This is a genomic window from Blautia hansenii (assembly GCF_013304445.1).
Classification (GTDB): Bacteria; Bacillota; Clostridia; order Lachnospirales; family Lachnospiraceae; genus Blautia.
On record NZ_JAAITA010000021.1, the window covers coordinates 1 to 23,204 of the forward strand.

20 protein-coding genes are annotated in these 23,204 nt (G+C 45.5%); 17 read left to right on the top strand and 3 right to left on the bottom strand.

Going from position 1 to position 23,204, the window contains the following annotated elements; genetic code table 11:
* Positions 1 to 184: 184 nt before the first annotated feature.
* The 4 genes from ilvD (G5A70_RS12695) to G5A70_RS12710 are packed head-to-tail and all read left to right on the top strand — an operon-like array spanning position 185 to position 5,338.
* Positions 185 to 1,906: a dihydroxy-acid dehydratase gene (gene ilvD, locus G5A70_RS12695; RefSeq protein WP_173749963.1), complete on the top strand. Its 1,722-nt coding sequence runs from the start codon at positions 185 to 187 to the stop codon at positions 1,904 to 1,906.
* Positions 1,906 to 2,667, top strand: a complete 762-nt coding sequence (locus G5A70_RS12700) for an SDR family oxidoreductase (RefSeq protein WP_173749964.1) — start codon at positions 1,906 to 1,908, stop codon at positions 2,665 to 2,667. The genes ilvD (G5A70_RS12695) and G5A70_RS12700 overlap by 1 nt, the downstream gene beginning before the upstream one ends.
* Positions 2,668 to 2,702: 35 nt before the next feature.
* The gene (ilvD, locus tag G5A70_RS12705) at positions 2,703 to 4,430 is read left to right on the top strand and encodes a dihydroxy-acid dehydratase (RefSeq protein WP_173749965.1); all 1,728 of its coding nucleotides are present in this window, start codon (positions 2,703 to 2,705) and stop codon (positions 4,428 to 4,430) included.
* 11 nt (positions 4,431 to 4,441) lie between these two features.
* On the top strand, positions 4,442 to 5,338 hold the full coding sequence (locus G5A70_RS12710) for a dihydrodipicolinate synthase family protein (RefSeq protein WP_173749966.1): 897 nt from the start codon (positions 4,442 to 4,444) through the stop codon (positions 5,336 to 5,338).
* Between the two features lie 49 nt (positions 5,339 to 5,387).
* Here G5A70_RS12710 and G5A70_RS12715 read toward each other — a convergent pair whose 3' ends face one another.
* Entirely contained in the window at positions 5,388 to 6,038 is a 651-nt protein-coding gene (locus G5A70_RS12715) for a tetratricopeptide repeat protein (RefSeq protein WP_173749967.1), read from the bottom strand.
* A gap of 215 nt (positions 6,039 to 6,253) precedes the next feature.
* Here G5A70_RS12715 and G5A70_RS12720 point away from each other — a divergent pair, with 215 nt between their 5' ends.
* From G5A70_RS12720 to G5A70_RS12760, 10 genes are all read left to right on the top strand, one after another.
* Positions 6,254 to 7,000 (top strand): ABC transporter ATP-binding protein, encoded by a 747-nt coding sequence (locus G5A70_RS12720; RefSeq protein WP_173749968.1) that lies wholly within the window; start codon positions 6,254 to 6,256, stop codon positions 6,998 to 7,000.
* Entirely contained in the window at positions 7,000 to 7,917 is a 918-nt protein-coding gene (locus G5A70_RS12725) for a SufB/SufD family protein (RefSeq protein ID WP_173749969.1), read from the top strand. Before G5A70_RS12720 ends, G5A70_RS12725 begins: the two co-directional genes overlap by 1 nt.
* Before the next feature lie 85 nt (positions 7,918 to 8,002).
* Positions 8,003 to 8,932, top strand: a complete 930-nt coding sequence (locus G5A70_RS12730; protein ID WP_173749970.1) for an alanine-tRNA synthetase second additional domain-containing protein — start codon at positions 8,003 to 8,005, stop codon at positions 8,930 to 8,932.
* A 435-nt stretch (positions 8,933 to 9,367) separates the two neighbouring features.
* Positions 9,368 to 9,691: an Rpn family recombination-promoting nuclease/putative transposase gene (locus tag G5A70_RS15760; RefSeq protein WP_226853710.1), complete on the top strand. Its 324-nt coding sequence runs from the start codon at positions 9,368 to 9,370 to the stop codon at positions 9,689 to 9,691.
* Positions 9,684 to 9,971, top strand: coding sequence for a hypothetical protein (locus tag G5A70_RS15765; RefSeq protein ID WP_226853712.1), 288 nt, complete (start codon positions 9,684 to 9,686; stop codon positions 9,969 to 9,971). The genes G5A70_RS15760 and G5A70_RS15765 overlap by 8 nt, the downstream gene beginning before the upstream one ends.
* A 407-nt stretch (positions 9,972 to 10,378) precedes the next feature.
* Positions 10,379 to 10,591 (top strand): FeoA family protein, encoded by a 213-nt coding sequence (locus G5A70_RS12740; protein WP_173749971.1) that lies wholly within the window; start codon positions 10,379 to 10,381, stop codon positions 10,589 to 10,591.
* 55 nt (positions 10,592 to 10,646) lie between these two features.
* Complete coding sequence (locus G5A70_RS12745; protein WP_173749972.1) at positions 10,647 to 10,865, top strand: FeoA family protein; 219 nt, start codon at positions 10,647 to 10,649, stop codon at positions 10,863 to 10,865.
* Positions 10,866 to 10,912: 47 nt separating this feature from the next.
* A complete protein-coding gene (feoB, locus tag G5A70_RS12750) occupies positions 10,913 to 13,105 on the top strand; it encodes a ferrous iron transport protein B (protein WP_173749973.1) in 2,193 nt (730 codons plus the stop codon).
* Between the two features lie 81 nt (positions 13,106 to 13,186).
* Positions 13,187 to 13,354, top strand: a complete 168-nt coding sequence (locus tag G5A70_RS12755; RefSeq protein ID WP_173749974.1) for a FeoB-associated Cys-rich membrane protein — start codon at positions 13,187 to 13,189, stop codon at positions 13,352 to 13,354.
* 18 nt (positions 13,355 to 13,372) lie between these two features.
* A complete protein-coding gene (locus tag G5A70_RS12760; protein WP_173749975.1) occupies positions 13,373 to 13,732 on the top strand; it encodes a heavy-metal-associated domain-containing protein in 360 nt (119 codons plus the stop codon).
* A 49-nt stretch (positions 13,733 to 13,781) separates the two neighbouring features.
* Here the strand turns inward: G5A70_RS12760 and G5A70_RS12765 are convergent, their stop codons facing one another.
* Positions 13,782 to 14,687, bottom strand: coding sequence for a helix-turn-helix domain-containing protein (locus G5A70_RS12765; protein ID WP_173749976.1), 906 nt, complete (start codon positions 14,685 to 14,687; stop codon positions 13,782 to 13,784).
* A gap of 122 nt (positions 14,688 to 14,809) precedes the next feature.
* Between G5A70_RS12765 and G5A70_RS12770 the strand changes: the two genes are divergently transcribed.
* Entirely contained in the window at positions 14,810 to 17,566 is a 2,757-nt protein-coding gene (locus tag G5A70_RS12770) for a glycoside hydrolase family 3 protein (RefSeq protein ID WP_173749977.1), read from the top strand.
* Positions 17,567 to 17,605: 39 nt separating this feature from the next.
* Here G5A70_RS12770 and G5A70_RS12775 read toward each other — a convergent pair whose 3' ends face one another.
* Positions 17,606 to 18,208: a TetR/AcrR family transcriptional regulator gene (locus G5A70_RS12775; protein WP_173749978.1), complete on the bottom strand. Its 603-nt coding sequence runs from the start codon at positions 18,206 to 18,208 to the stop codon at positions 17,606 to 17,608.
* A 241-nt stretch (positions 18,209 to 18,449) separates the two neighbouring features.
* On the opposite strand from G5A70_RS12775, the gene G5A70_RS12780 reads away from it, so the two are divergent.
* Together G5A70_RS12780 and G5A70_RS12785 are read left to right on the top strand one after the other, a co-directional pair.
* Complete coding sequence (locus tag G5A70_RS12780; protein WP_173749979.1) at positions 18,450 to 20,519, top strand: efflux RND transporter permease subunit; 2,070 nt, start codon at positions 18,450 to 18,452, stop codon at positions 20,517 to 20,519.
* A 12-nt stretch (positions 20,520 to 20,531) separates the two neighbouring features.
* Positions 20,532 to 23,168, top strand: coding sequence for a hypothetical protein (locus tag G5A70_RS12785; protein WP_173749980.1), 2,637 nt, complete (start codon positions 20,532 to 20,534; stop codon positions 23,166 to 23,168).
* Positions 23,169 to 23,204 lie beyond the last annotated feature (36 nt).

A 23,204-nucleotide genomic window follows, 5' to 3' on the forward strand; every position in this document is an offset into this window, starting at 1 on the left:
TAATAATCAGCAAGGATGATTATAGGTTCTGTGGATAAAACTGCGGAAACTCAAGGAAGGCATTCTCTTGACGCAAGGAGAAAATAGTGCTAAAATACAAATAGATATGACGTATGATGTCTTAAAACAAAAGAGAGAAACCTTATAAAAAACTTCCAAATACTTATGGAAAAGGAGAATGATTATGGAATTAAGAAGTCAGGAATTAAGAAAAATTGCACCGGAATTAGACCCTCTTCGTCTGGGAACAGGCTGGAAGGTAGAAGATTTGTCAAAACCTCAGATTATGATTGAAAGTACCTTCGGAGACAGCCATCCGGGCAGCGGACATCTTCTGGAACTGGTGGAAGAGGCCAGAGAAGGAATCGCAGAGGCAGGCGGCCATGGGGCCAGATACTTTACAACAGATATCTGTGACGGAGAAGCTCAGGGACATGATGGTATTAATTACTCTCTGGCTTCCAGAGATATGATTGCCAATATGATTGAGATTCATGCCAATGCGACGCCTTTTGACGGTGCTGTGTTTGTGGCAAGCTGTGATAAGGGTATGCCGGCACACTTAATGGGTGTGGGAAGAGTGAATATTCCCTCTATTGTAGTGACAGGCGGCGTTATGGATGCGGGTCCGGACCTGCTGACACTGGAACAGATTGGAAAATACAGCGCAATGTGTGAACGTGGAGAAATCACAGAAGAGAAGCTGACTTACTATAAGCAGCACGCCTGCCCATCCTGCGGCGCCTGCTCCTTTATGGGAACAGCCTCTACCATGCAGATTATGGCAGAAGCCCTGGGATTAATGCTGCCGGGCAGCGCCCTGATGCCTGCTACCAGCCCGGATTTAAGAAAAGTGGCAAAAGAAGCCGGAAAACAGGCAGTATGGCTGGCAGAGCACAATCTGACACCGGATAAAATTGTTACGATGAAATCTTTTGAAAATGCAATTATGGTGCACGCAGCCATTTCCGGTTCCACCAACTCTCTTCTTCATCTGCCGGCCATTGCCAGGGAATTTGGTATTGAAATTGACGGAGATACCTTTGACAGACTCCACAGAGGAGCTCATTACCTTCTGAATATCCGTCCGGCAGGAGAGTGGCCAGCACAGTATTTCTACTATGCAGGCGGTGTGCCGACAATTATGGAAGAAATTAAAGATATGCTGCATCTGGATGTGATGACCGTTACCGGAAAAACACTGGGTGAAAATCTGGAAGATTTAAAGAAGAATGGATTCTATGACAAATGCGATGCCTATCTGGCAAAAGTAGGATTAAAGAGAGAAGACGTCATTCGTCCCTTTGATAAGCCTTTCGGTACAGACGGAAGCATTGCCGTTCTTTACGGAAACCTGTGTCCTGACGGAGCAGTGGTGAAACACACAGTTGTTCCAAAAGAAATGTTTGAGGCGACCTTAAAGGCCCGTCCCTTTGATTGCGAAGAAGACGCTATTCATGCGGTACTGACCCATGAAATTAAACCGGGGGACGCTGTGATTATCCGCTATGAGGGACCGAAAGGAAGCGGAATGCCGGAAATGTTCTATACCACAGAAGCGATTGCTTCTGACGGAGAATTGGGAGCTTCGATTGCACTTTTGACAGACGGAAGATTTTCCGGCGCATCCAAGGGCCCGGCCATTGGACATATTTCTCCGGAAGCAGCCCAGGGCGGCCCGATTGCTCTGGTAGAAGAGGGCGATTTGATTGAGGTGAATATTCCAAACCGTGTACTCCGTATTGTGGGAATTGCAGGAGAAAAAAAGACAGAAGAAGAAATCCAGGAAATTTTAAAAGAACGTAAGAACAACTGGACACCGAAGCCATTAAAATATGACAAAGGCGTATTGAAAATATTCTCAGAACATGCAGTTTCTCCTATGAAAGGCGGGTACATGAAATAATGAATCTGTTCGATATTACAGGGAAAAAAGCCATTGTCACAGGAGGAACCAGAGGGCTTGGCTATGGTATGGCAGAGGGCTTTCTGGAAGCCGGCTGTGAGGTGGCTATTGTAGGAACTTCAGATAAAGTGTATGAGGTGGCAGAAGACTTCCAAAAAAGAGGTTTTTCCTGCCACGGCGTAAAAGGAAACCTGGGAGAGCGGGAAGATGTTTATCGGGTATTCCGGGAATGTGTCGAAAAGCTGGGCGGTGATTTGGATATTTTGCTGACGGCTCACGGCATACAGAGAAGACACAGCGCAGAAGAGTTTCCCATGGAAGAGTGGGATGAGGTGATTGGTGTGAATCTGACTTCCGTTTTTATTCTGTGTCAGGAAGCAGGGAAACTTATGTTGAAAAAGGGATATGGCAAGATTATCACCATTGCTTCTATGAATTCGTTTTTTGGAGGGCAGACCATTCCGGCCTATGCAGCAGCAAAAGGCGGCGTGGCGCAGCTGACCAAAGAGCTGACCAATGACTGGCTGGCCAGAGGGGTGAATGTCAATGCCATTGCCCCTGGCTATATGGCAACCGAGATGAACAAAGCTCTGTTAGACCCTGAAAATCCCAGATTTGCTTCTATTTCAGAGAGAATCCCGGCACATCGCTGGGGAACCGGAGAGGATATGAAGGGGACAGCTATTTTCCTGGCCTCTCATGCCAGCGACTATGTAAGCGGTGCTGTGATTCCGGTGGATGGCGGATATCTGGTGAAGTAAGATACATGGATACCTGTATAAAGGAGCGGATAAGTATGAATAAAAAACAGAAAAGTGCACCCCAGCGGCTTTTATGGGCGCAGTTTGATGCCTTGCAGATGGGCTCCGGCTGGGACGAAGAGGATATTCAAAAACCTCAGATATTGTTGGAGGATGTCTTTGGAGACAGTCATCCCGGCAGTGTTCATCTGGCAGGGCTTATGGAACAGGCCAAATACGGAGTCTTTGAAAAAGGTGGATTTCCCGCTCAGTACCACACCACGGATATCTGTGACGGCTGTGCCCAGGGACATGACGGTATGAATTATATTCTGGCTTCCAGGGAAGCTATCTGTGATATGATAGAGGTGCATGGCAGTGTGTATCCCTGGGACGGAATGATTTTGTCTGCCTCCTGTGACAAGTCCATTCCTGCCCAGTTAAAGGCGGCTGCCCGTCTGGATATTCCTGCTATTTTTGTACCTGGCGGCAGTATGCGCCCCGGACCTGATATGACAACTTCCTTAGTGGCAGGGGATATTTCCCTGCGTCAAAAGAGAAAAGATGCCATTACGCCAGAGGAAATCCGGGATTATAAGAAAACAGGATGTCCTTCCTGCGGAGCCTGCACGTTTCTGGGAACAGCCAGTACTATGCAGTGTATGGCTGAGGCATTGGGACTGGCGCTTCCCGGTTCAGCGCTTATGCCGGCTACCATGCGGGATATTCTGGCCTGTGCCAGAAAAGCAGGACGCCAGATTATGGAATTAGTAGAAAAAGATATAAAAGTCAGTGATATTCTCACAAAAGAAGCACTGGAGAACGCCATTGTGGTACACAGCGCCATTGGGGGTTCTACCAATGCCACTCTGCACTTGCCTGCTATTGCAAGAGAATTGGGAATTTATCTGGAACCGGAGCTTTTCGATGAAATCAACCATAGGGTTCCTCATTTGGGAAATATTACTCCAAGTGGAGAGCATTTAACCGAAGCCTTCTGGTTTGCAGGAGGCATTCCTATGGTGGAACTGGAACTGAGAGATATGCTGCATTTGGATGTGATGACCGTAACCGGAAAAACGCTGGGAGAAAATCTGGAAGAGATTCAAAAGGAGGGCTTTTTTGAACGCAATATCGGTTATCTGCACAATTATGGTTTGCACAGAGAGCAAGTTATTTTCCCGGTGGAAAAAGCAGAAGAAAAAGGTTCTGTGGCTGTTTTACGGGGAAATCTGGCGCCAGACGGGGCAGTTATCAAATATTCTGCCTGCACGCAGGAAATGCGGGAACGCAAAGGACCGGCAAAAGTGTATAACAGCGAGGAGGAAGCTTATCAGGCCGTGGTAGAGGGCAGGGTAAATCCCGGAGATATGCTGGTTATCCGTTATGAAGGCCCAAGAGGAAGCGGAATGCCGGAAATGTTGATGACAACAGAGGCCATTGTCTGCGATGAACGGCTCAATGGTTCCGTGGCCTTGATTACAGACGGGCGTTTTTCCGGTGCTACCAGAGGAGCGGCTATTGGACATGTATCTCCGGAAGCAGCAGCAGGAGGCCCGCTGGCTTTTATTGAAACGGGTGACATTTTGAAGTACAGTGTGGAAAAACGTTATCTGAACGTTGTGGGAATCCAGGGACAGGAATTACCCGAGGAAGAGATTCAGAAAGTTTTGAAGGAACGAAGCCAGGCAGGTATTATCCCCCGTCCTAAACGGAAAGGGCTGTTTGGACGTTATACCAGACATGCACTTTCCGCCATGGAGGGGGCAGGATACGAAGAGTAGGGAGGAACATTATGAAGGCAAAATGGATTACACCGGTAGTGACAGCCCTGGACCAAAAGGGGCATATAGATATCGAAGCAAATAAAAGGATTTATGATTTTCTCATAGACGGCGGTATGGACGGTATCTTGCTGTTTGGCAGTATCGGAGAGTTTTTTGCACTTTCCCTGGAAGAAAAGAAAATCATGATTCGGGAGGCTGTAAAACACATTCGTCATAGAGTCACACTTTATGTGGGAACCTGTCATATGGAATTTGAGACCTGTGTGGAATTGTCTAATTATGCCATAGAGCAGGGAGCTGACGGCGTGATGGTGATTTCTCCCTACTATTTCAATCTGCCGGACAGTGCGATTCTGCATTTCTATGATACATTGGCAGAGCAGGTGAAGGGATCTGTACTTTTGTACAATTTTCCGGACCGTACAGGGCACGACCTTTCCCCGGAACTGATATACCGGCTGGTGTCTGAACATGAAAATATTGTGGGCATTAAAGATACGGTGGCCACTATGGGGCATACCAGAGCTATTATTCAGAAGGTGAAAAAAGAGTTTCCCAATTTTATGGTGTATTCTGGATTTGACGAGTTTTTCGGACACAACGTACTTTCCGGAGGAGACGGTTGTGTGGCTGGTCTGTCTAATTTTGCTCCGGAAGTAGCTTCCGCTTATGCCAATGCAGCCAGAAATGATGATTTGGAGAAAATGGCACAGTGTCAGCAGAAAATTGACAGCCTGATGGCTATTTATGATGTGGCACCGCAGTTTATTCCTACCATTAAAAAGGCCATGGCAGTGCGCGGTATTCAGATGGAACCGGTGTGCGCCCAGCCCCTTTTGCCGGCTACAGAGGAAGAGACCGGCAAAATCCGGGAAATTTTAAAACATGCAGGATTGAAGGAATAGAAAAACTCCCCGCAAGACGGAAATGCTGTCTTTGCGGGGAGTTGTGCTTTTAAGAATTTTCTTTTTCCGGGTGTTCCAGCTCATCAATAGCCAGGCGGAAACCGTTCTGTGCAGCTTTCATGCGCCAGAAATCCGCTTTTTCAACGTCTTTTTCTACCCCTTCACCATAGCGGTAGAGGACAGAAAGGTTATACTGGGCTGCCGGAATATTGCCGTTTGCGGCTTTTTCAAAAAGCTGAAAGGCTTTTGCTGGTTCATAGGGAATGGTTTCTCCTGAGAGAAACTGTGCGCCCATGCAGCACATAGCCCGGAAATCTCCCTGGGCGGCAGCTTTTTTATACCAGTCAAAGGCCTTGGAAATATCGGGTTTTGTGCCAATCCCCTCTTCGTAACAGCGTCCCATGTTGTACTGGGCATTCATGTTTCCGCTCTTTGCAGCCTGGTTCATGTAGAAAAGGGCTTTTTTGTCATCTTTTTCCACACCCCTGCCCTGGGCATAGAGAAGCGCCAGATGCATAGCGGCCTCTATATGGTCTTTTTTTGCTGCTTTTTCATACCACTGTGCTGCCTGAGCATAGTCCACAGAAGTACGAATACCGTTTTCATAATAATAGCCCACACCGTAAATAAAATCCCGCTGTCCGTTTTCTGCGAGGATTTTCAATTCTTCTACGGTGAGATTTAAATTTTTCATATCCATAGGTGTGTTCTCCATTTGTCTGTGTTTTGTAAAATAATATTCATTATACCACAAAGCAACGGCCAGGGGAACCTGTTACCGTCTCCGGAAGGACAAAATTATGAAAATCCCTTTACAATAAGAAAACAGCCTTATATAATAGAAAACGGACGAAAATTGTTAATATTTGGCTGAGCCAAAGAACAATTTCATGACATAGAACGGAGGGAAAAACCATGCTTGAATTAAAGGACGTGTCCTTTCGTGTTCCGGAGGATTCCAAAGAGGAAGAAAAGGGAATTCTGGAGCATGTAAGTTTCACCCTGGAGGACAATAAATTTGTTGCCATTACAGGACCAAACGGCGGAGGAAAATCCACGCTGGCAAAAATTATCGCAGGAATTGAAAAGCCCACAGAGGGACGCATTTTCTTTGACGGGGAGGATATTACAGACTGGAGTATTACCGAAAGGGCCAGGCACGGTATCAGTTATGCTTTCCAGCAGCCGGTGCGTTTTAAGGGAGTAACGGTCTTTGATTTAATTAATCTGGCGGCAGGAAAGGACATTTCCCTGTCCGGCGCCTGTCAGTATCTTTCCGAAGTGGGGCTGTGTGCCAAAGATTACATTAACCGGGAAGTAAACAGCAGTCTTTCCGGCGGTGAGATGAAGCGTATTGAAATTGCTACGGTGATGGCAAGAGGAACCAGGCTGTCTGTTTTTGATGAACCGGAGGCTGGTATTGATTTGTGGAGTTTTCAGAACCTGATTCATGTGTTTGAAAATATGCATAAACAGCAAAGCGGCTCCATTCTGATTATTTCTCACCAAGAGAGAATTTTAAATACAGCAGATGAAATTCTGGTCATTGCAGACGGGAAACTGGTACGCAGAGGAAGCAAGGATGAAGTGCTTCCGGCATTATTAAGCGCAGCAGAGACAGATACGGGCTGCAGTATCTGGCAGAAGGGAGTGCAGAACTAATGGATACCATACAAAAAGAACTTTTAGAGGCAGTGTCAGGGCTGCATGAAATCCCTGTAGGTGCATATAATATCCGGACCAACGGCAAGACGGAAGCCAGAAACAGCACGGAGCATATTGAAATTATCCCCAGAGAGAGCGGAGACGGTATTGTCATTAAAATCAAGCCGGGAACAAAAAACGAGAGTCTTCACATTCCCGTGGTTTTAAGCCAGGCAGGTTTAAAAGAAACAGTGTACAATGATTTTTATATTGGAGATGACTGTGATGTTACCATTATTGCAGGCTGCGGTATCCACTGCGGAACCGATGATTCCAGCCAGCATGACGGTATCCACAGCTTTTTTATCGGGAAAAATTCCAAGGTGAAATATGTGGAGAAGCATTATGGCAGCGGAGACGGCAAAGGACAGCGTATTATGAATCCGGAGACCATTGTGGAAATCGGAGAAAACAGTTATATGGAAATGGATACTGCCCAGATAAAAGGTGTGGATTCCACGATTCGCAAGACAACAGCAAAACTGGGAGCACATGCCAGCATGAAAGTCATGGAAAGACTGATGACGCATGGAACGCAGAAAGCGGAAAGCCGTTTTATCGTGGATTTAAACGGGGAAGATTCCGGAGCCAACATTATTTCCCGTTCCGTGGCAAAGGATGAATCCCATCAGCTTTTCCAGTCCGTGTTAAACGGAAATGCAAAGTGCAGCGGACATACGGAGTGCGATGCGATTATTGTGGGCAATGCAAAAATCAGTTCTATTCCGGAAATCACAGCAAACAATTCAGACGCGGCGTTGATTCATGAGGCTGCCATCGGCAAAATTGCAGGGGAACAAATTGTGAAACTGATGACACTGGGACTGACAGAAGAAGAGGCGGAAGAACAGATTATCAGCGGATTCCTGAAATAAAAACTGGAAATAATAGACGCTTTCTTGTCTGATTTGTGGTAAAATAGAGATAACTATTAATTGGGAATGGAATGAGGGTATTTCTATGATTTATAACAATGTAAGACATGAATGTAACCTTTATAATTTCTTTTTTGCGCCGAGGGGAAACCGCAGGGTTATGGAGTTGGGCATGAAGATTACCCAGATGTATTTGAATCCATTTGACCGGATTATCGGCATTATCGGCGCCAAGGATTCGGGAAAGAGTATGCTCATTAAAGGCATGTTTCCCGGGATTCAGACAGTAGAATCAGATGACGAATACGATATTCTGGACATGCCGCTTCTGAATTCAGAAGATGTAGGTTTTTACACACCCAGAACCTTTCATGTGGATGTGCGTGCAGCTATGAAATATGTGTCTCTGGAGCGGATTGCCGAGGCGGTCCATCATGTGACCAGCCAGCAGAAACGGGTGATTGTAGAGCATTTTGAAATCCTGTATCCGGTGCTAAAAAGAAATGCGGACTTGCTCATTGGAATCGGGGAAGAAGTGATTGTCACAAGACCGTCTCTTTTTGGACCTTTGCCGGGAAACATTGCGGACATTGTTTTTAAGTCTCTGGTTTACCGGAAAATGGCCCACAGCGCGGAGGATTTGTTTGGGTACTGCGTCAGGGATATTGAGCGTCCCCGTTCGACCCGTTCCGGTATTAAGCATGGATTTATGATTAATTATGCAGACAAGCCTGCTTTTGATTTGGAACAAATCGAGGGAAGAATTCTGGATTTGATTCGCCAGGATTTGCCTATCGTACCTTATGATGAGGAACATATCAAAATCGGGGACGAAATCATCCCCTGTACCGGACCGCTGATGCATGTGGAAAGCACTGGGAAGATTGTAAATTTCTCTCTGGTGAAGGAATTTTACTATGAGCCTAAGTTCCGCGAATATGTGGTGGCGGGAACCGTGGGGTATAAGCATGAAGTGACAGAGAATGATGAAGAACTGAATAATATTGAAATTTAGTCAGATTTCAGATAAAAGAGAAGTGAACACAACATGAATGGTTGTATAGCTTCTCTTTTTTTCGTTGTAAAAGAGGGGTATAACGTAATAAATGAAAAAAATTAATTATTTTGTAAAAAACAGATGAAAAATACATAGAAATGTTGTATTATCCCATCTTTGACAGTTGGAGAAGAAAAACGGCAACAAAGTAAGCAACTGTCAAACTCCCGCTTGTGCAGGTGTGGCTCTCGTTGCATAAAAGGAGAAAATTTGGAAGTAACTTGATTCTTGAGGTACGGTTCTTTATAATGAAAATATAGAACAGGGGGAGATGTAAATGTCTTACGATGCGGTTGTATGGCTACAAGGTTTTAAAGTACATGAGATGACACGATATCAATTACGATGATGATTGATGATAAGCTTTTAATTTAAAATAAGCGAGGTGTTAATGTGCAGAAAACGAAACGGAATGTAATGAATGAAAAAGACTTACAAAGGATAACAGAACTTCGCCTGATGGATGATGACTTTTTTTCAGAGGCTCTGGATGGGAAGATTATGGATATAGAAATCCAGCGTTCCGACAGGGGCTCAGGGGTGAAAAGGGCCAGGTTTCACAGCAGTATGATAGACCGCACACTTCTCAGTAAAGGAGAGGATTTTGAAGATTTGGTTGATACCTATGTAATCTTCATTACGGAAAATGATAAATTTGGTATGGGGATTCCGCTGTATCATGTGGAAAGAAAGATTACGGAGCTGGATGATGCATGATTTCAATTACAAAGAGGCAAAGGATATTGTAAATCCATTACTTGCAGAAGAAGTCAGATACTTAAAAGAGACAGAAGGAGGTCGAAGCCAGATGTGCAAACTTTTAGAAGAGATGAGAAATGAAGCTACCGAAAAAGCTACGGTTGAAGCTACTTATAACAAGGCCGTGAGTACTGCGCTGAAGATGCTGAAAAAGGGTTATTCGATAGAGGAAATTGCAGAGATAACGGATTTGCCTTTGGAAGAGGTTCAGGAACTGGCAGATAGGAAAACAGTATAAGATGATTTTCCATGCTTATGTGCAGTGGCATAACCGGGGAAATGGATAATTCTACCCAAGATAAAAATCAAAAATACAGTCAGAGGACATATTGTCTTTTATATAGTGGACAATCTCGTAAAACTTATTTTATCGAAATGGGAAGAAACATGAGATTTTATCAGTCGTCTAATTATGAAACGTATGGTTCGTTTTCATAGGCCCCAGCCGCTTTTTGTGGTTTAAAGAGTTCAACGGCAGCAATGCTCGCGCTGGGAGGAGTTGGTGCTTTGGTTGCTGTTGAACAAGTAAATTTTATAAAATTTACTATTGACATTTTGAAAAAGTTAGCGTATTCTAATCAATGAAGTTAGTGAAAACTAAGAAAAGTTAGAAGGCACTAAATATTTGATGAACGGAGGGATTCTATGCAGCCATTGATTTTTTTACAAAACGGAGAGCAGGCAACAATCAGACGAATAGGCGGTGCTGCGGAAACGAAAAGGTTTCTGGCGAATCTGGGATTTGTAGAACAGGCTCAAATCAGCGTCATTTCCAAGCTGAATGGAAACATGATTGTCAATATCAAGGATTCCAGAGTAGCAATTAACGAGGATATGGCAAAACGTATTATGGTATAGGGATGAACAACGTTTGTTATGAAATATTTTATCAAAGACAGGGAGGAGAAGTGAAATGACACTGAAAGATGCAAAAGTAGGTACCACAGTGGTGGTTTCCAAAATTGAGGGTGACGGTGCTTATAAACGCCGCATTATGGATATGGGAATCACAAAAGGCTGTGAAATTTTTATCCGCAAGGTAGCCCCTCTTGGTGACCCGGTAGAGATTACCGTTCGGGGATATGAACTTTCGCTGAGAAAGCAGGATGCCCAGTGCATACAGCTTCGATAAATTTTTTTGGACTAAAGTTAAATCTAACTAACCAGGAGGAATGAAAAATGGCAATTAAGATTGCGCTTGCCGGAAACCCCAACTGTGGAAAGACGACCATGTTTAACGCATTGACCGGGGCAAACCAGTACGTTGGAAACTGGCCGGGGGTTACAGTGGAAAAGAAAGAGGGAAAAATCAAAGGAAAGAAAGGAAACGGGGAAGAAATCATCGTGACGGACCTGCCGGGTGTTTACTCCCTTTCTCCTTATACATTGGAAGAGGTTGTGAGCCGTGATTATCTTCTGAAAGAAAATCCGGATGTAATTTTAAATCTGGTAGATGCAACCAATATCGAACGAAACCTGTATCTGACCACACAGCTGATAGAAACAGGAGTGCCTGTGGTGATTGCGCTGAACATGGCAGATTTAATGGAAAAAAATGAGATTAAGATTGACGTAAAGCGTCTCGGGACTCTCTTAGGCTGCCCGGTGGTGAAAACTTCTGCCCTAAAAGGCACCGGACTGGAAGAGGCGGTGAAAGAAGCGGTTCACTGTGCAAAGCAGGGAAAACAGGAGCTGCCGAAGAAAATCTTCGGTAAGGATATGGAAAGCGCCATTGCACAGGCTGAGGGCTGGCTGCAGGATGTTGCCGAAGAAAGCAAACTGAGATGGTATGCTGTGAAGCTTCTGGAAAGAGACAGCAAGGTTTTGGAAGAACTGTCTTTAGATGCCAAGGTGCGAGAACAGATTGAGGCAGAGGCAGAACGTCTGGAGAAAAAAGAAGATGATGATATGGAAAGTATTGTCACAGATGAGCGTTACTCTTTTATCCAGAAAGTTGTTGCAGATGCAGTAAAGAAGACGGCAAATAAGCTGACTATGTCCGATAAAATCGACAAAATTGTCACCAACCGTATTTTAGGTCTTCCGATTTTCCTTTTGGTCATGGGGCTGGTGTATTATGTTTCCGTAACGACAGCCGGCAGCATGGCAACCGACTGGACCAATGACACCTTTGTAGTGTCCATTCAGGACGCGGTTTCCGGATTTCTGGCTTCGGCAGGCGCCAATGATTTGATTATCAGTCTGGTTTCTGATGGTATTATCGGCGGCGTGGGAGCTGTGCTGGGATTCGTTCCTCAGATGGCAATTTTATTCCTGTTTCTTTCTGTTTTGGAAGACTGTGGTTACATGGTTCGTATCGCTTTTGTTATGGACCGTATTTTCCGCCATTTCGGACTTTCCGGAAAGAGTTTTATTCCGCTTCTGATTTCTTCAGGATGCGGTATTCCGGGAATTATGGCGTCTAAGACCATTGAAAATGACAATGACAGACGTTTGACCATTATGACAGCAACCTTTATTCCCTGCGGTGCCAAACTTCCGGTTATTGCACTTATGGGCGGTGTTATGGTAAGCTATACAACAGGCAGCTATGAAGCGGGCGGTCTGATGGCGCCGTTTATGTATCTTTTGGGGATTGTGGCTGTTCTGGTATCTGCCATTATGCTGAAAAAAACAAAACCGTTTTCCGGCGAACCGGCGCCATTTGTTATGGAACTTCCTCAGTATCACATTCCTTCTGCAAAGACTGTACTGCTTCATGTATGGGAGAGACTGAAAGGATTTATGATTAAAGCAGGTACGATTCTGTTCCTGGCTTGTGTAGTTATGTGGTTCCTGGGCGGATTTGGATTTACCAATGGCGGTTTCGGTATGGTAGAGGACAGCAACAACAGTCTTCTGGCCGCTGTCGGCGGAGTTATTGCACCGATTTTTGCACCTCTTGGATTTGGAGAATGGCAGCCAGTGTCTGCTTCACTTTCCGGATTCACCGCAAAGGAAGCCATTGTTTCTACCATGGGTGTCCTGGCAAATGTCAGCAGCAGTATGTCTGAAGACCCTATCACCGTAGGGGCAGCTATCCAGTCCTGGTTTCCAAGCGCATTGGCAGCATTTTCTTTCCTGCTGTTTAACCTTCTGGATTCTCCCTGTCTGGCAGCCATTGCGACGATGGCGCAGCAGATGCAGTCCAGAAAATGGTTCTGGTTTGCAATTTTATTCCAGAATGTGTTTGCTTACATGGTGTGCCTGAGTATTTATCAGATTGGTCTTCTGGTGACAGGAGGAGGATTTACCGCAGGCTCTGCGGCAGGGATTCTGGTAGCGGCAGTCATGCTGTTTATGTTATTCCGGCCAGACCCATATAAACATAAAAAAACCTATGCAAAGAGCTCTGTGCAGGCAGCAAGGTAAAAAATAGAAACAACAGCCTGAACAGGCACTTTCCAAAGTGTTTGCTTCAGGCTGTATTTGTATAGAGAGGAGTGAAAGAATATGTTCGCAGATATTGTATTGGCAGGCGGCATTGGCCTGTATTGCGGTTATGTGATTTACCGGCAGATAAAAAACCGTAAAAATCCAAAGGCAGGGTGCAGCGGCTGCTGCAGCAGTTGTCATGGCTGCAGTCATGCAGAACCTTACAATTCGAAAAAGCAGATTTAAAAGAAAGGCAGGAAGCATATGATAAATGGAATTATTTTAGTTTTAGTTCTTGCTGTTTTGATTCTGGCAGTAAAAAGTACAGTGAAACATTTCCGGGGAGAGTGTTCCTGCTGTGGCGGGAGCAAGGGTCTGATAAAGGAAACAGAAAAGAAACTTTCCAATCCCATTGTTGGGAAAAAGACAATCTCTATAGAAGGCATGACCTGTGACCATTGCAGACAGAGTGTGGAAAAAGCGCTGAATGCCATGGATGGGGTTTCTGCAAGAGTAAATCTGAAAAAGAAGCAGGCTGCTGTGGCTTATGACCGGACAGTGGCAGATACAGAACTGCGAAGAGCGGTGGAAGGAGCCGGCTTTCAAGTGACAGCAATAAAATAGTAAAAGATCACAGGTGCAGGCATTCGGTTAAGGAACCAGAGAAAATTCCTTAGCCGGATGCTGTTTCTTTTTTCATAAATTCTTTCCGAAACTGCAGGGGAGAGCGTTTTTTGTGCTGCCGGAACAGGCGGATGAAGTAGCTGGTAGAGCCAAAGCCGTAGGAGGCAGCAATTTCTGTTACCGGGAGTGTAGAGGAAACCAGCAGTTTTTCTGCTTCTGTGAGCCGGATACGGGTGACGTAATCGCTGAAACTCATGTGCAGAAGGTGATTGAAGCAGCGGGAAAAATAGCTGGAACTCATGCCGCACAGCCGGGCTGCCTCAGAGGCTTTCAGCGGCATATCGCAGTGTTCCTGGACGTAGGAAAGAGCCGGGGTAAGCTGTGCGGCCAGTTCGGCCTGAAAAGGCGCTTCAACAGGCTGTGCGGTGCCTTTCTGGTGCCAGTAGCGCAATACCCAGAGAAAAATGCTGCTGATATGGTTTCGGATGGCCAGAGGATAGCCGTAAGGCTTTTGCGCGTCTTCCTGAAACAAGGCATCTATGAGCTCGGGAATTTCCGTCTGTGCAAGAACGTTATGGGGAATGACTTTTTCCTGTATCTGACTGTCTGTGAGAAAAGGCAGAAGATAAAGGATTTCGGAACCGTTCTGAGAAAGTCCGTTATAGACCAGTTGGGGGAGAAACCGTATGACATAGTAAGTTCCTCCGTTTTCCGACAGGCTGTTAATGAGATGTACTGCATTGGCGGGAATCAGAACCATATCTCCGGGGCCGAACCGGTGATAGGAGTTCCCCAGGTAAATCTCAAAGGTTTCTTCCCGACCGAATAAAATTTCAATATATTCATGATAGTGGGCAGGGTAGACCATCCCCGTTCCTTTCATATCCTGCAAGTGGCATACATACTGTAAGGGAATACCGTCTATGCAGGGCTTTTTTTCTTTCATGTATTCCATGGCAAAGTCCTTCTATGACAAAATTTTATTATTTTTGAGCATGAAAATTATAGCATCAAATCCGGGAAACGTCTATAATAAAGCCAGAAAATTCCACAGGGAAACAGAAAGGAAAGGAAAAAATGGAGTGTACAAAAATGGGCGTGCCCTTAGAGGGCTTCGGCGATAAGGTAAGAGAGACGGCAGCAGAAGGAATGGTCCTTCTGAAAAATGAGAAACAGATGTTTCCGCTGACAAAAGAGGACCATGTGGCCATCTTTGGCAGATGTCAGATAAATTATTATAAAAGCGGAACCGGTTCAGGCGGTGCGGTACATACAGCCTATACCACCAATCTGGTGGAGGGTCTGCGCCGTTATAAGGAGATTTCCTTAAACGAAGAACTGGTGCAGATTTATGAAAACTGGGTAAAAGAAAATCCTTTTGATGACGGAGGCGGTGTCTGGGCAGGGGAACCCTGGTACCAGAAAGAGATGCCGGTGTCGGAAGAGATGGCAAGAAAAGCGGGAGAAACTTCCAATAAAGCCATTGTGGTAATCGGAAGAACCGCAGGAGAAGACCAGGACAATGCTCCCGTGGAAGGCAGTTATCTTTTAACAAAAGAAGAGAGACAACTCATTGAAACTGTGGCAGGGTGCTTTGAAAAGACAGCCGTGGTGCTGAATGTTTCCAACATTATAGATATGAGCTGGCTGGAAACCATACAGAACAAAGCGCATGTCTGCAGTGTGCTTTACACCTGGCAGGGCGGTATTGAAGCCGGAAATGCCAGTGCAGATGTGCTGACAGGGGCAGTGACTCCAAGCGGCAAGCTGCCGGATACCATTGCCTATGATATCGCAGACTATCCCAGCACAGAAAACTTCGGAGACGAAGAGAGAAACTATTATGCGGAAGATATTTATGTGGGTTACCGTTATTTTGAAACTTTTGCACCGGAAAAAGTGCAGTTTCCCTTTGGTTTCGGTTTGTCTTACACAGAATTTCAGACTCAGGTGACAAGAGCCAAAGTGCAGGGAGAGGGAAAGGAAGCAGTTGCTGTAATAGAGGCTTGTGTGACCAACACAGGCGCCGTATACAGCGGCAAAGAGGTTGTGCAGGTCTATTATGAAGCCCCTCAGGGAAAACTGGGACAGCCGGTACGTCAGCTGGCAGCTTTTCAAAAGACCGGACTTTTGGCGCCGGGAGAAAGCCAGAAGCTGACCTTTACCATCAAGGCATGTCAGCTGGCTTCTTACGATGACAGTGGCGTGACAGGATACAAAAATGCGTATGTGCTGGAGGAGGGGACGTATGGTTTTTATGTGGGAACCGACGTGCGAAATGCCGGACAGGTGCTTTTTGCAGAGGGAAAGGGTCTGAAGATTCCTTCCTGTGTGGTTGTGCAGAGCTTACAGGAGGTGCTGGCGCCTGCAGAAGCTTTTCAGAGACTTCGTCCGGGCAGATTGTCCGAACAGGGGATATATGAAAAGACAGAGGAAGATGTGCCTTTACAGAGCGTTTCTTTAAAGGCGCGGATTGCAGAAAATCTGCCGGAAGAAATGGAGATTACCGGAGACAGAGGGATTACTTTTTCTATGGTGCAGGAAGAGAAAACATCCTTAGAGGCATTTGTAGCACAGTTTACCAAAGAACAACTGGCGAGAATTGTAAGAGGAGAAGGCATGTGCAATCCTATGGTGACACCGGGAACAGCCTCTGCTTTTGGCGGAACAGCCCCAAGCCTTTACCGCTATGGAATTCCAGCAGCCTGCACTGCAGACGGACCTTCCGGAATCCGTATGGACAGCGGTCTTCAGGCCACACAAATGCCCATCGGAACCATGCTGGCGGCCAGTTGGAATCCTGAGATGATGGAAGAATTATACGAATGGGAAGGAAAAGAACTGTTAAGAAATCAGATTGATACCCTTTTAGGACCGGGCATGAATATACACAGAAGCCCTTTAAACGGAAGAAATTTTGAATATTTTTCAGAAGACCCTTATCTGACCGGAACATGTGCGGCGGCAGCGGTAAGAGGTATCGGGAAAACCGGAGCAGCTGCTACCATTAAGCATTTTGCCTGCAACAATCAGGAAAAAGGCAGAACCACGGCAGACTCTGTAGTGTCCCAGAGGGCTTTAAGGGAAATTTATCTGAAAGGCTTTGAAATGGCAGTAAAAGAAGGGAAGGCACGCTCTCTGATGACGTCTTACAATCCTTTAAACGGACACTGGACTGCTTCTAATTATGATTTGTGTACCACTGTTCTGCGGGGAGAGTGGGGATATGAAGGCATTGTCATGACAGACTGGTGGGCCAAGATGAACGACCCTGTAGAAGGGGGAAAAGGGGATATGAAGAATACGGCCGCTATGGTTCGGGCACAGAATGACCTGTACATGGTTGTTGGAAACGGCGGTTCCCAGGAAAATATCTATGAAGATAATACCTTGGAAGCGCTGGAAAGCGGAAACCTGAGTGTAGGAGAACTGCAGAGATGCGCTATGAATATCTGTCGCTTTATTTTGGAGAGCCCGGTGGCAAAAAGGCCTTTAAAGACACCGGAAGAACTGGAAAAGGAAGCCGGAAGCTTTGCTTTTGTGCCAGTGAAGCTGATTCCCGAAAAAGAGGAAACTATGCGGCTGTCTATAGAGCACACCGGACGGTATAAGTTTTTTGTGAAGCTGCGTTCCGGACTTTCTCAGCAGGCCCAGTCGTCCTGTAATCTGCTGCTGAACGGAAAGCCTGTAGCTACCGTACAGACCAATGGAACCGGAAACGAGTGGAATCTGATAAAGCTGGAGAACATCTATCTGGAACCGGGAGACTATCAGGCGGCGCTGCAGGACGTGAAGGCAGGCATGGAGATAGCCTGGGTGGAAGTGTGCAGGTAGAAAACGGGGAACGGTTCTTTGCGGCAGTTCCCCAAAAGATTATTCTCTGTATTGACTGAAAATTCCTCTGATAACCTCATAAAGAGGCTTCTTTATCTGGTCTAAAGGCACCGGCTGTTCATAAAGAATGGTATTGTAGCTGGTGCCGCTGACCAATTCTAATATCATATACATCATCAAATCCGGTGTGCGGTAGGTATGGGAAGCATGGGCCAGCATGGTTTCATAAATGGTGAAAATAGCGGGCGTATCTTTGCTTGGCGCAACACTTAAAAAATCTTTGAAAAATCCCCAACTCAAATGTTTGGAAATCAGCAGCACCAGATTGTGGTTCTGGGCAAACTGGTCCAAAATGTTGTCAATGATAAACAAGACCTGTTCTTCAAAATCTTCAATTTCCTTATGTTTTCTAAGTTCTGTATAGGCTGTCTGAAAAACCTGATTGGCCTTGTGACTGATTAAATGATTGCGGATATCATACTTATCCTTAAAATACAGATAGAAAGTTCCCTTTGCCACTCCTGCTTTTTTAACGATATCTGCAATGGAGGTCTTGTTAAACCCATTTTCAATAAACAAAGTGAAAGCAGAATCCAGAAGGGAGTTTCTTTTCTGCTCTTTATTAGTTTCTATCTTACTCATTGGTATTGCCTCCTTCCCCACAATTATAGAGAGAAAAGAGGGGAAAAGTCAAACCTCAAATGTCTGAAATGAGGAATTCTGCATATTGCATAAAAACGAAAACTGACTTTTGGTCATAAGTAATATTGACTAAAGGTCAGTTTTGCGTTATAACAATTAATGACCAAAGGTCATAAAAATAAGAATATGAAGACGCTATGTCTGCATATGTTTAGCAAAAACGGGAAAGGGAGGAAAGGAAATGGTAAAGCTGGGAAGGAAAATTGTCAAATTCCGGGTTCCGATTTTTGTTCTGAGCCTGCTGCTGTTGATACCATCCGTGATAGGATATATAAACACCAGAGTGAATTATGATGTGCTGTACTATCTGCCGGATGATATTGAAACGATGAAGGGACAGAATATCCTGGTGGATGAATTCGGAACCGGTGCGTATTCCATGTTCGTATGTGAAGGCATGCCAAATAAAGATGTGGCGGCTCTGAAAGAAAAAATAGAGGAGGTAGAGCACGTTTCGCAGGTGGTGTGGTACGACAGTTTTGCGGATTTAAGTCTTCCGACAGAAATGCTGCCGGAGAAAATACGAAGCGTTCTGTTCTCAGAAAATTCCACCATGATGTTTATTATTTTTGATACGACTACATCAGCGGATGAAACTATGGACGCCATAGGAGATATCAGAAAGCTGGCGGGAAAGCAGTGCTTTGTCAGCGGCATGTCGGCCATTGTAACAGATACCAAAAATCTGGCAGAGTCGGAGGTGGCTATTTATGTACTGATTGCCGTTGTACTGTCCTGTATCGTTCTGGCGCTGGCCATGGAATCCTATCTGATTCCGTTTCTGTTTCTGGCCAGTATCGGTATTGCCATTGTTTATAATATGGGAACGAATATTTTCAAAGGAGAAATTTCTTATATTACCAAGGCGTTAAGTGCAGTTTTACAGTTGGGTGTTACCATGGATTATTCCATTTTCCTGTGGCACAGCTATCAGGAACAGAAGGAAACTTATAGAGAGAACCGCAAGGAAGCCATGGCCCAGGCCATAGCTGCTACCATTAAATCCGTAGTGGGAAGTTCGGTTACTACCATTGCAGGCTTTGTGGCGCTTTGCTTTATGAGTTTTACTTTGGGTATGGATTTGGGAATTGTCATGGCAAAAGGTGTGGTATTTGGCGTTCTCTGCTGCGTTACCGTGCTTCCGGCTATGATAATGATTTTTGACAAACCTCTGGAAAAGACAAAGCACAGACAGTTGATACCGGATTTTCCGAAAGTCTCAGAATTTCTGGTCAGGCATCATAAAACCTTTGCGTTTCTCTGCGTGGCTCTGTTTATACCGTTTGCCTATTTTCAGGCAAATGCAAAAGTATATTATAACCTGGATGCCAGCCTTCCAAAGGATTTGGAATCCATTATGGCCAATGAAAAACTGCAGAAGGATTATGATATGGGTGCGGCCCACATGATTCTCATGGATAAAAACATTTCCGGTAAGGAAAAACACAAAATGATAAAGGAAATGGAGCAGGCAGATGGTGTAAAAGAAGTGCTGGGACTGGAGAGCATTATCGGACCGTCTCTGCCGGAAAGCATGATACCAAAGGAGATTAAGGACATTCTGGAAAGTGACAACTATGAACTAATGCTCATTACCAATGAGTATCAGACAGCTTCCGAAGAAGTCAATGACCAGATTAACGAATTGAATCAAATTCTGAAATCTTATGATAAAAACGGCATGCTGGTAGGTGAGGCACCCTGTACCAAGGATTTGATTGAAATCACAGACCATGACTTTAAGGTAGTCAGCGCAGTTTCCATCGTGGCCGTTTTTCTGATTATCCTGTTTGTGTTCAAATCCATGACCCTTCCGGTGATTCTGGTACTGGTTATTGAGGGGGCAATTTTCATTAACATGGGAATTCCGTATCTCACAGGAACAGAGCTGCCGTTCATTGCCTCCATTGTTATCGGAACCATTCAGCTTGGGGCAACGGTAGATTATGCTATTTTGATGACCAGCCGTTATGAGCAGGAAAGAGGAGGCGGCAAGAGTAAGAAGGAATCCATCAGTATTGCCCTGCAGAGCAGTATCCGTCCCGTTATGGTATCAGCATTCAGTTTTTTTGCGGCAACCTTTGGGGTTGGTGTGTATTCGAAGATTGATATGATTAGTTCTCTTTGTCTTCTTATGGCAAGGGGCGCATTAATCAGTATGTGCGCAGTGCTGCTGTTTCTGCCTGCCATGTATTGGATATTTGACAAAGTTATTTGTGCAACAAGTAAAAATTTCAAGGTTAGGAAATAGGAGGTTTTGGCTATGAAGAGGAAAAATGTGCAGGCGCTTCTGGTGGGTATGGCTGTGATGATGTCGGTGATTCTGCCCACATCGCCCATACTGGCAGCAGAAAACACACAGACAGAGAAGGAGCAGACCGTTTATGTAACTGCAGATGAAAATGGAAATTCAGAAAATGTGATTGTCAGCAACTGGCTGAAAAACAAGGGAAAAGAGAAAACCCTGAAAGATAAAAGCAGTCTGACAGACATTGAGAATGTGAAAGGTGATGAAACTTTTAAACAGAACTCAGACGGAACACTTACCTGGAATACGGACGGCGGAGATATTTATTATCAGGGAACCACAGGCAAAAAATTGCCGGTTTCTGTAAAGCTGACGTATTATCTGGACGGTAAGGAAATCCAGGCTTCTGATTTGGCAGGAAAAAGCGGTAAGGTAAAAATCAGAATCGACTATGAAAATACAGAAAAACGGACCGAAGAGGTCAATGGAAAAAAAGAAGAAATCTATACGCCGTTTATGATGATGACGGCCATGATTCTTCCAGCTGATACTTTTACCAATGTAGAAATCACAAATGGCAAGGTGCTTTCCGACGGAACGAATGATATTGCAGTAGGGTATGGATTTCCGGGTCTGTCAGACAGCCTGAAGCTGTCAGATATGAAAGAATTGGACGATATGGAAATTCCGGACTATGTGGAACTGACGGCAGATGTGAAAGATTTTTCTCTGGGAATGACGGCTACCATAGCTGCCACAGGTCTTTTAGAAGATTTGAATCTGGGAGAGACTGCCAACACTGACGATTTAAAGAAAAAACTGGATACGCTCACTGATTCTTCCACGGCTTTGGTAAAGGGCAGCAAAGAACTGCAGGAAGGCATTGCCGCTCTGGACAGTTCTGCAGATACTTTTGTAAACGGCTTAAACAGTGCGGATGACGGCGCCGGAAAGCTGAAAAACGGCATTGATACCATGAATAACAGCAAAGGGGAACTTTTGGACGGGATTGCTCAGCTGACTGCAGGTATGAATTCACTGGAAGGCGGAGCCGGACAATTAAGGGATGGCATCAGTGCTTATACGGATGGCACTTCTAAGCTGGGCAGCGGAATTACCCAGGTGGCAGACGGCGCGGCAGCGCTTAACAGCGGTATGGAAACCCTTGACGAGAAAAAGGGAACGCTGCTTGACGGTATCGGTCAGTTAAGCGCAGGAGGAACACAGCTGGCTGCGGGAAGCGAAAGCCTTAAACAGGGTGTGCAGGCTTACACGGCAGGGACGGCCCAGTTGGATGCAGGTCTTGGAAAGCTACAGAGTGAACTCGGCGGTTCTGTGGGGCAGGCATCTAAACTTCCGGAGGCCATTCAGAGTCTCACAGACGGAGCCGGACAGCTGATACAGGGAGCAGAAACTTTAAAAGAAGGCATGACACAGGCAGAAGGGGCGGCCGGAAAGTTGGGAGCCAGTGTAACAGGATTGAAAACTGCGGCGCAGACAGTAGGAGATTTAAGCGGTCAGGCGGCAGGTATGATTGAGAACTTTGTAAACAGCCAGACAACACCAAGCGTAGATACCAATGCAGTAAACGAACAGGCCAGTGCCCAGGCGAATGAACAGCAGTATAACAACGTGGCGGCAGCTTTGGATGCTGCAGGTGTATCGGAAGAAGAAAAACAGGCCGTACTGGCAAATCTGGGCGGTATCGGAGTATCTGTGGATGTGAAGGTACCGGTGACTTACGGTGACAACAGCGGTGCGGCAGATACAATCCAGGGATTGCAGCAGATACAGGGGGCAATGACAGCAGTAAATGGACAGATACCAGAGGCAGAAGCAGTACTTTCAGAAGCAGAAGCACAGCTTCATACCATGAAAGAAGGAGCAGCCAGTGCTGCAGCCGGAGCAGAAACTTTACAGAAAGGCGCCTGGTCTTTGAAAGAGGCGGCAGGTTCTATGGGGAATTTGACTTCTCTTTCTGAAAAACTGCAGAAGGCAGTGGGAGAATTGAAAAAAGGCAGTGAAGCACTGACTGCTAAGAATACAGAGCTAAATGCAGGCGCCGTATCTGTAGCTTCCGGGGCTTCGTCCTTAAATGCAGGACTGCAGCAGATGTCAGAAGGTGCAGGCCAGTTAAGCGGCGGTATTGCTCAGCTGACCCAGGGCAGCAGCGCTTTACAGGCGGGAACGCAGCAGCTTCAAACAGGTGTAAATGCATTGACAGCAAAGAATGATTCCTTAAACAGCGGGGCAGCCGGGTTAGCCCAGGGCAGTTCGGAACTCTTAAAGGGCGGCAGTGCACTGGCGGCAGGAGGAAATGTGTTAAGCGACGGCATTTCCCAACTAGCAGACGGAGCAGCAGCCTTAAAAGACGGAACGTCCCAGCTGGCAGCAGGGGGAAAAGAGTTAAAGGGCGGAACTGCAAAATTAAAAGATGGTTCCACACAGCTAAGGGATGGTATGGAGAAATTTGATAAAGAAGGTGTACAGAAGCTTGCGGATATGGTAAACGGTGATGTGAAAACAGTTCTGGACAGACTGAAAGCAGTAGAAAATGCAGATAAGTCTTACAAAGCCTTTGACGGACAGTCTGAGAATGTGGACGGAAAAGTGAAATTTGTTATTGAAACTGCCGGAATTGAAGCAGAATAAAGACATTTTGTCATTGTATCCTCTGGCAAAAAGAGC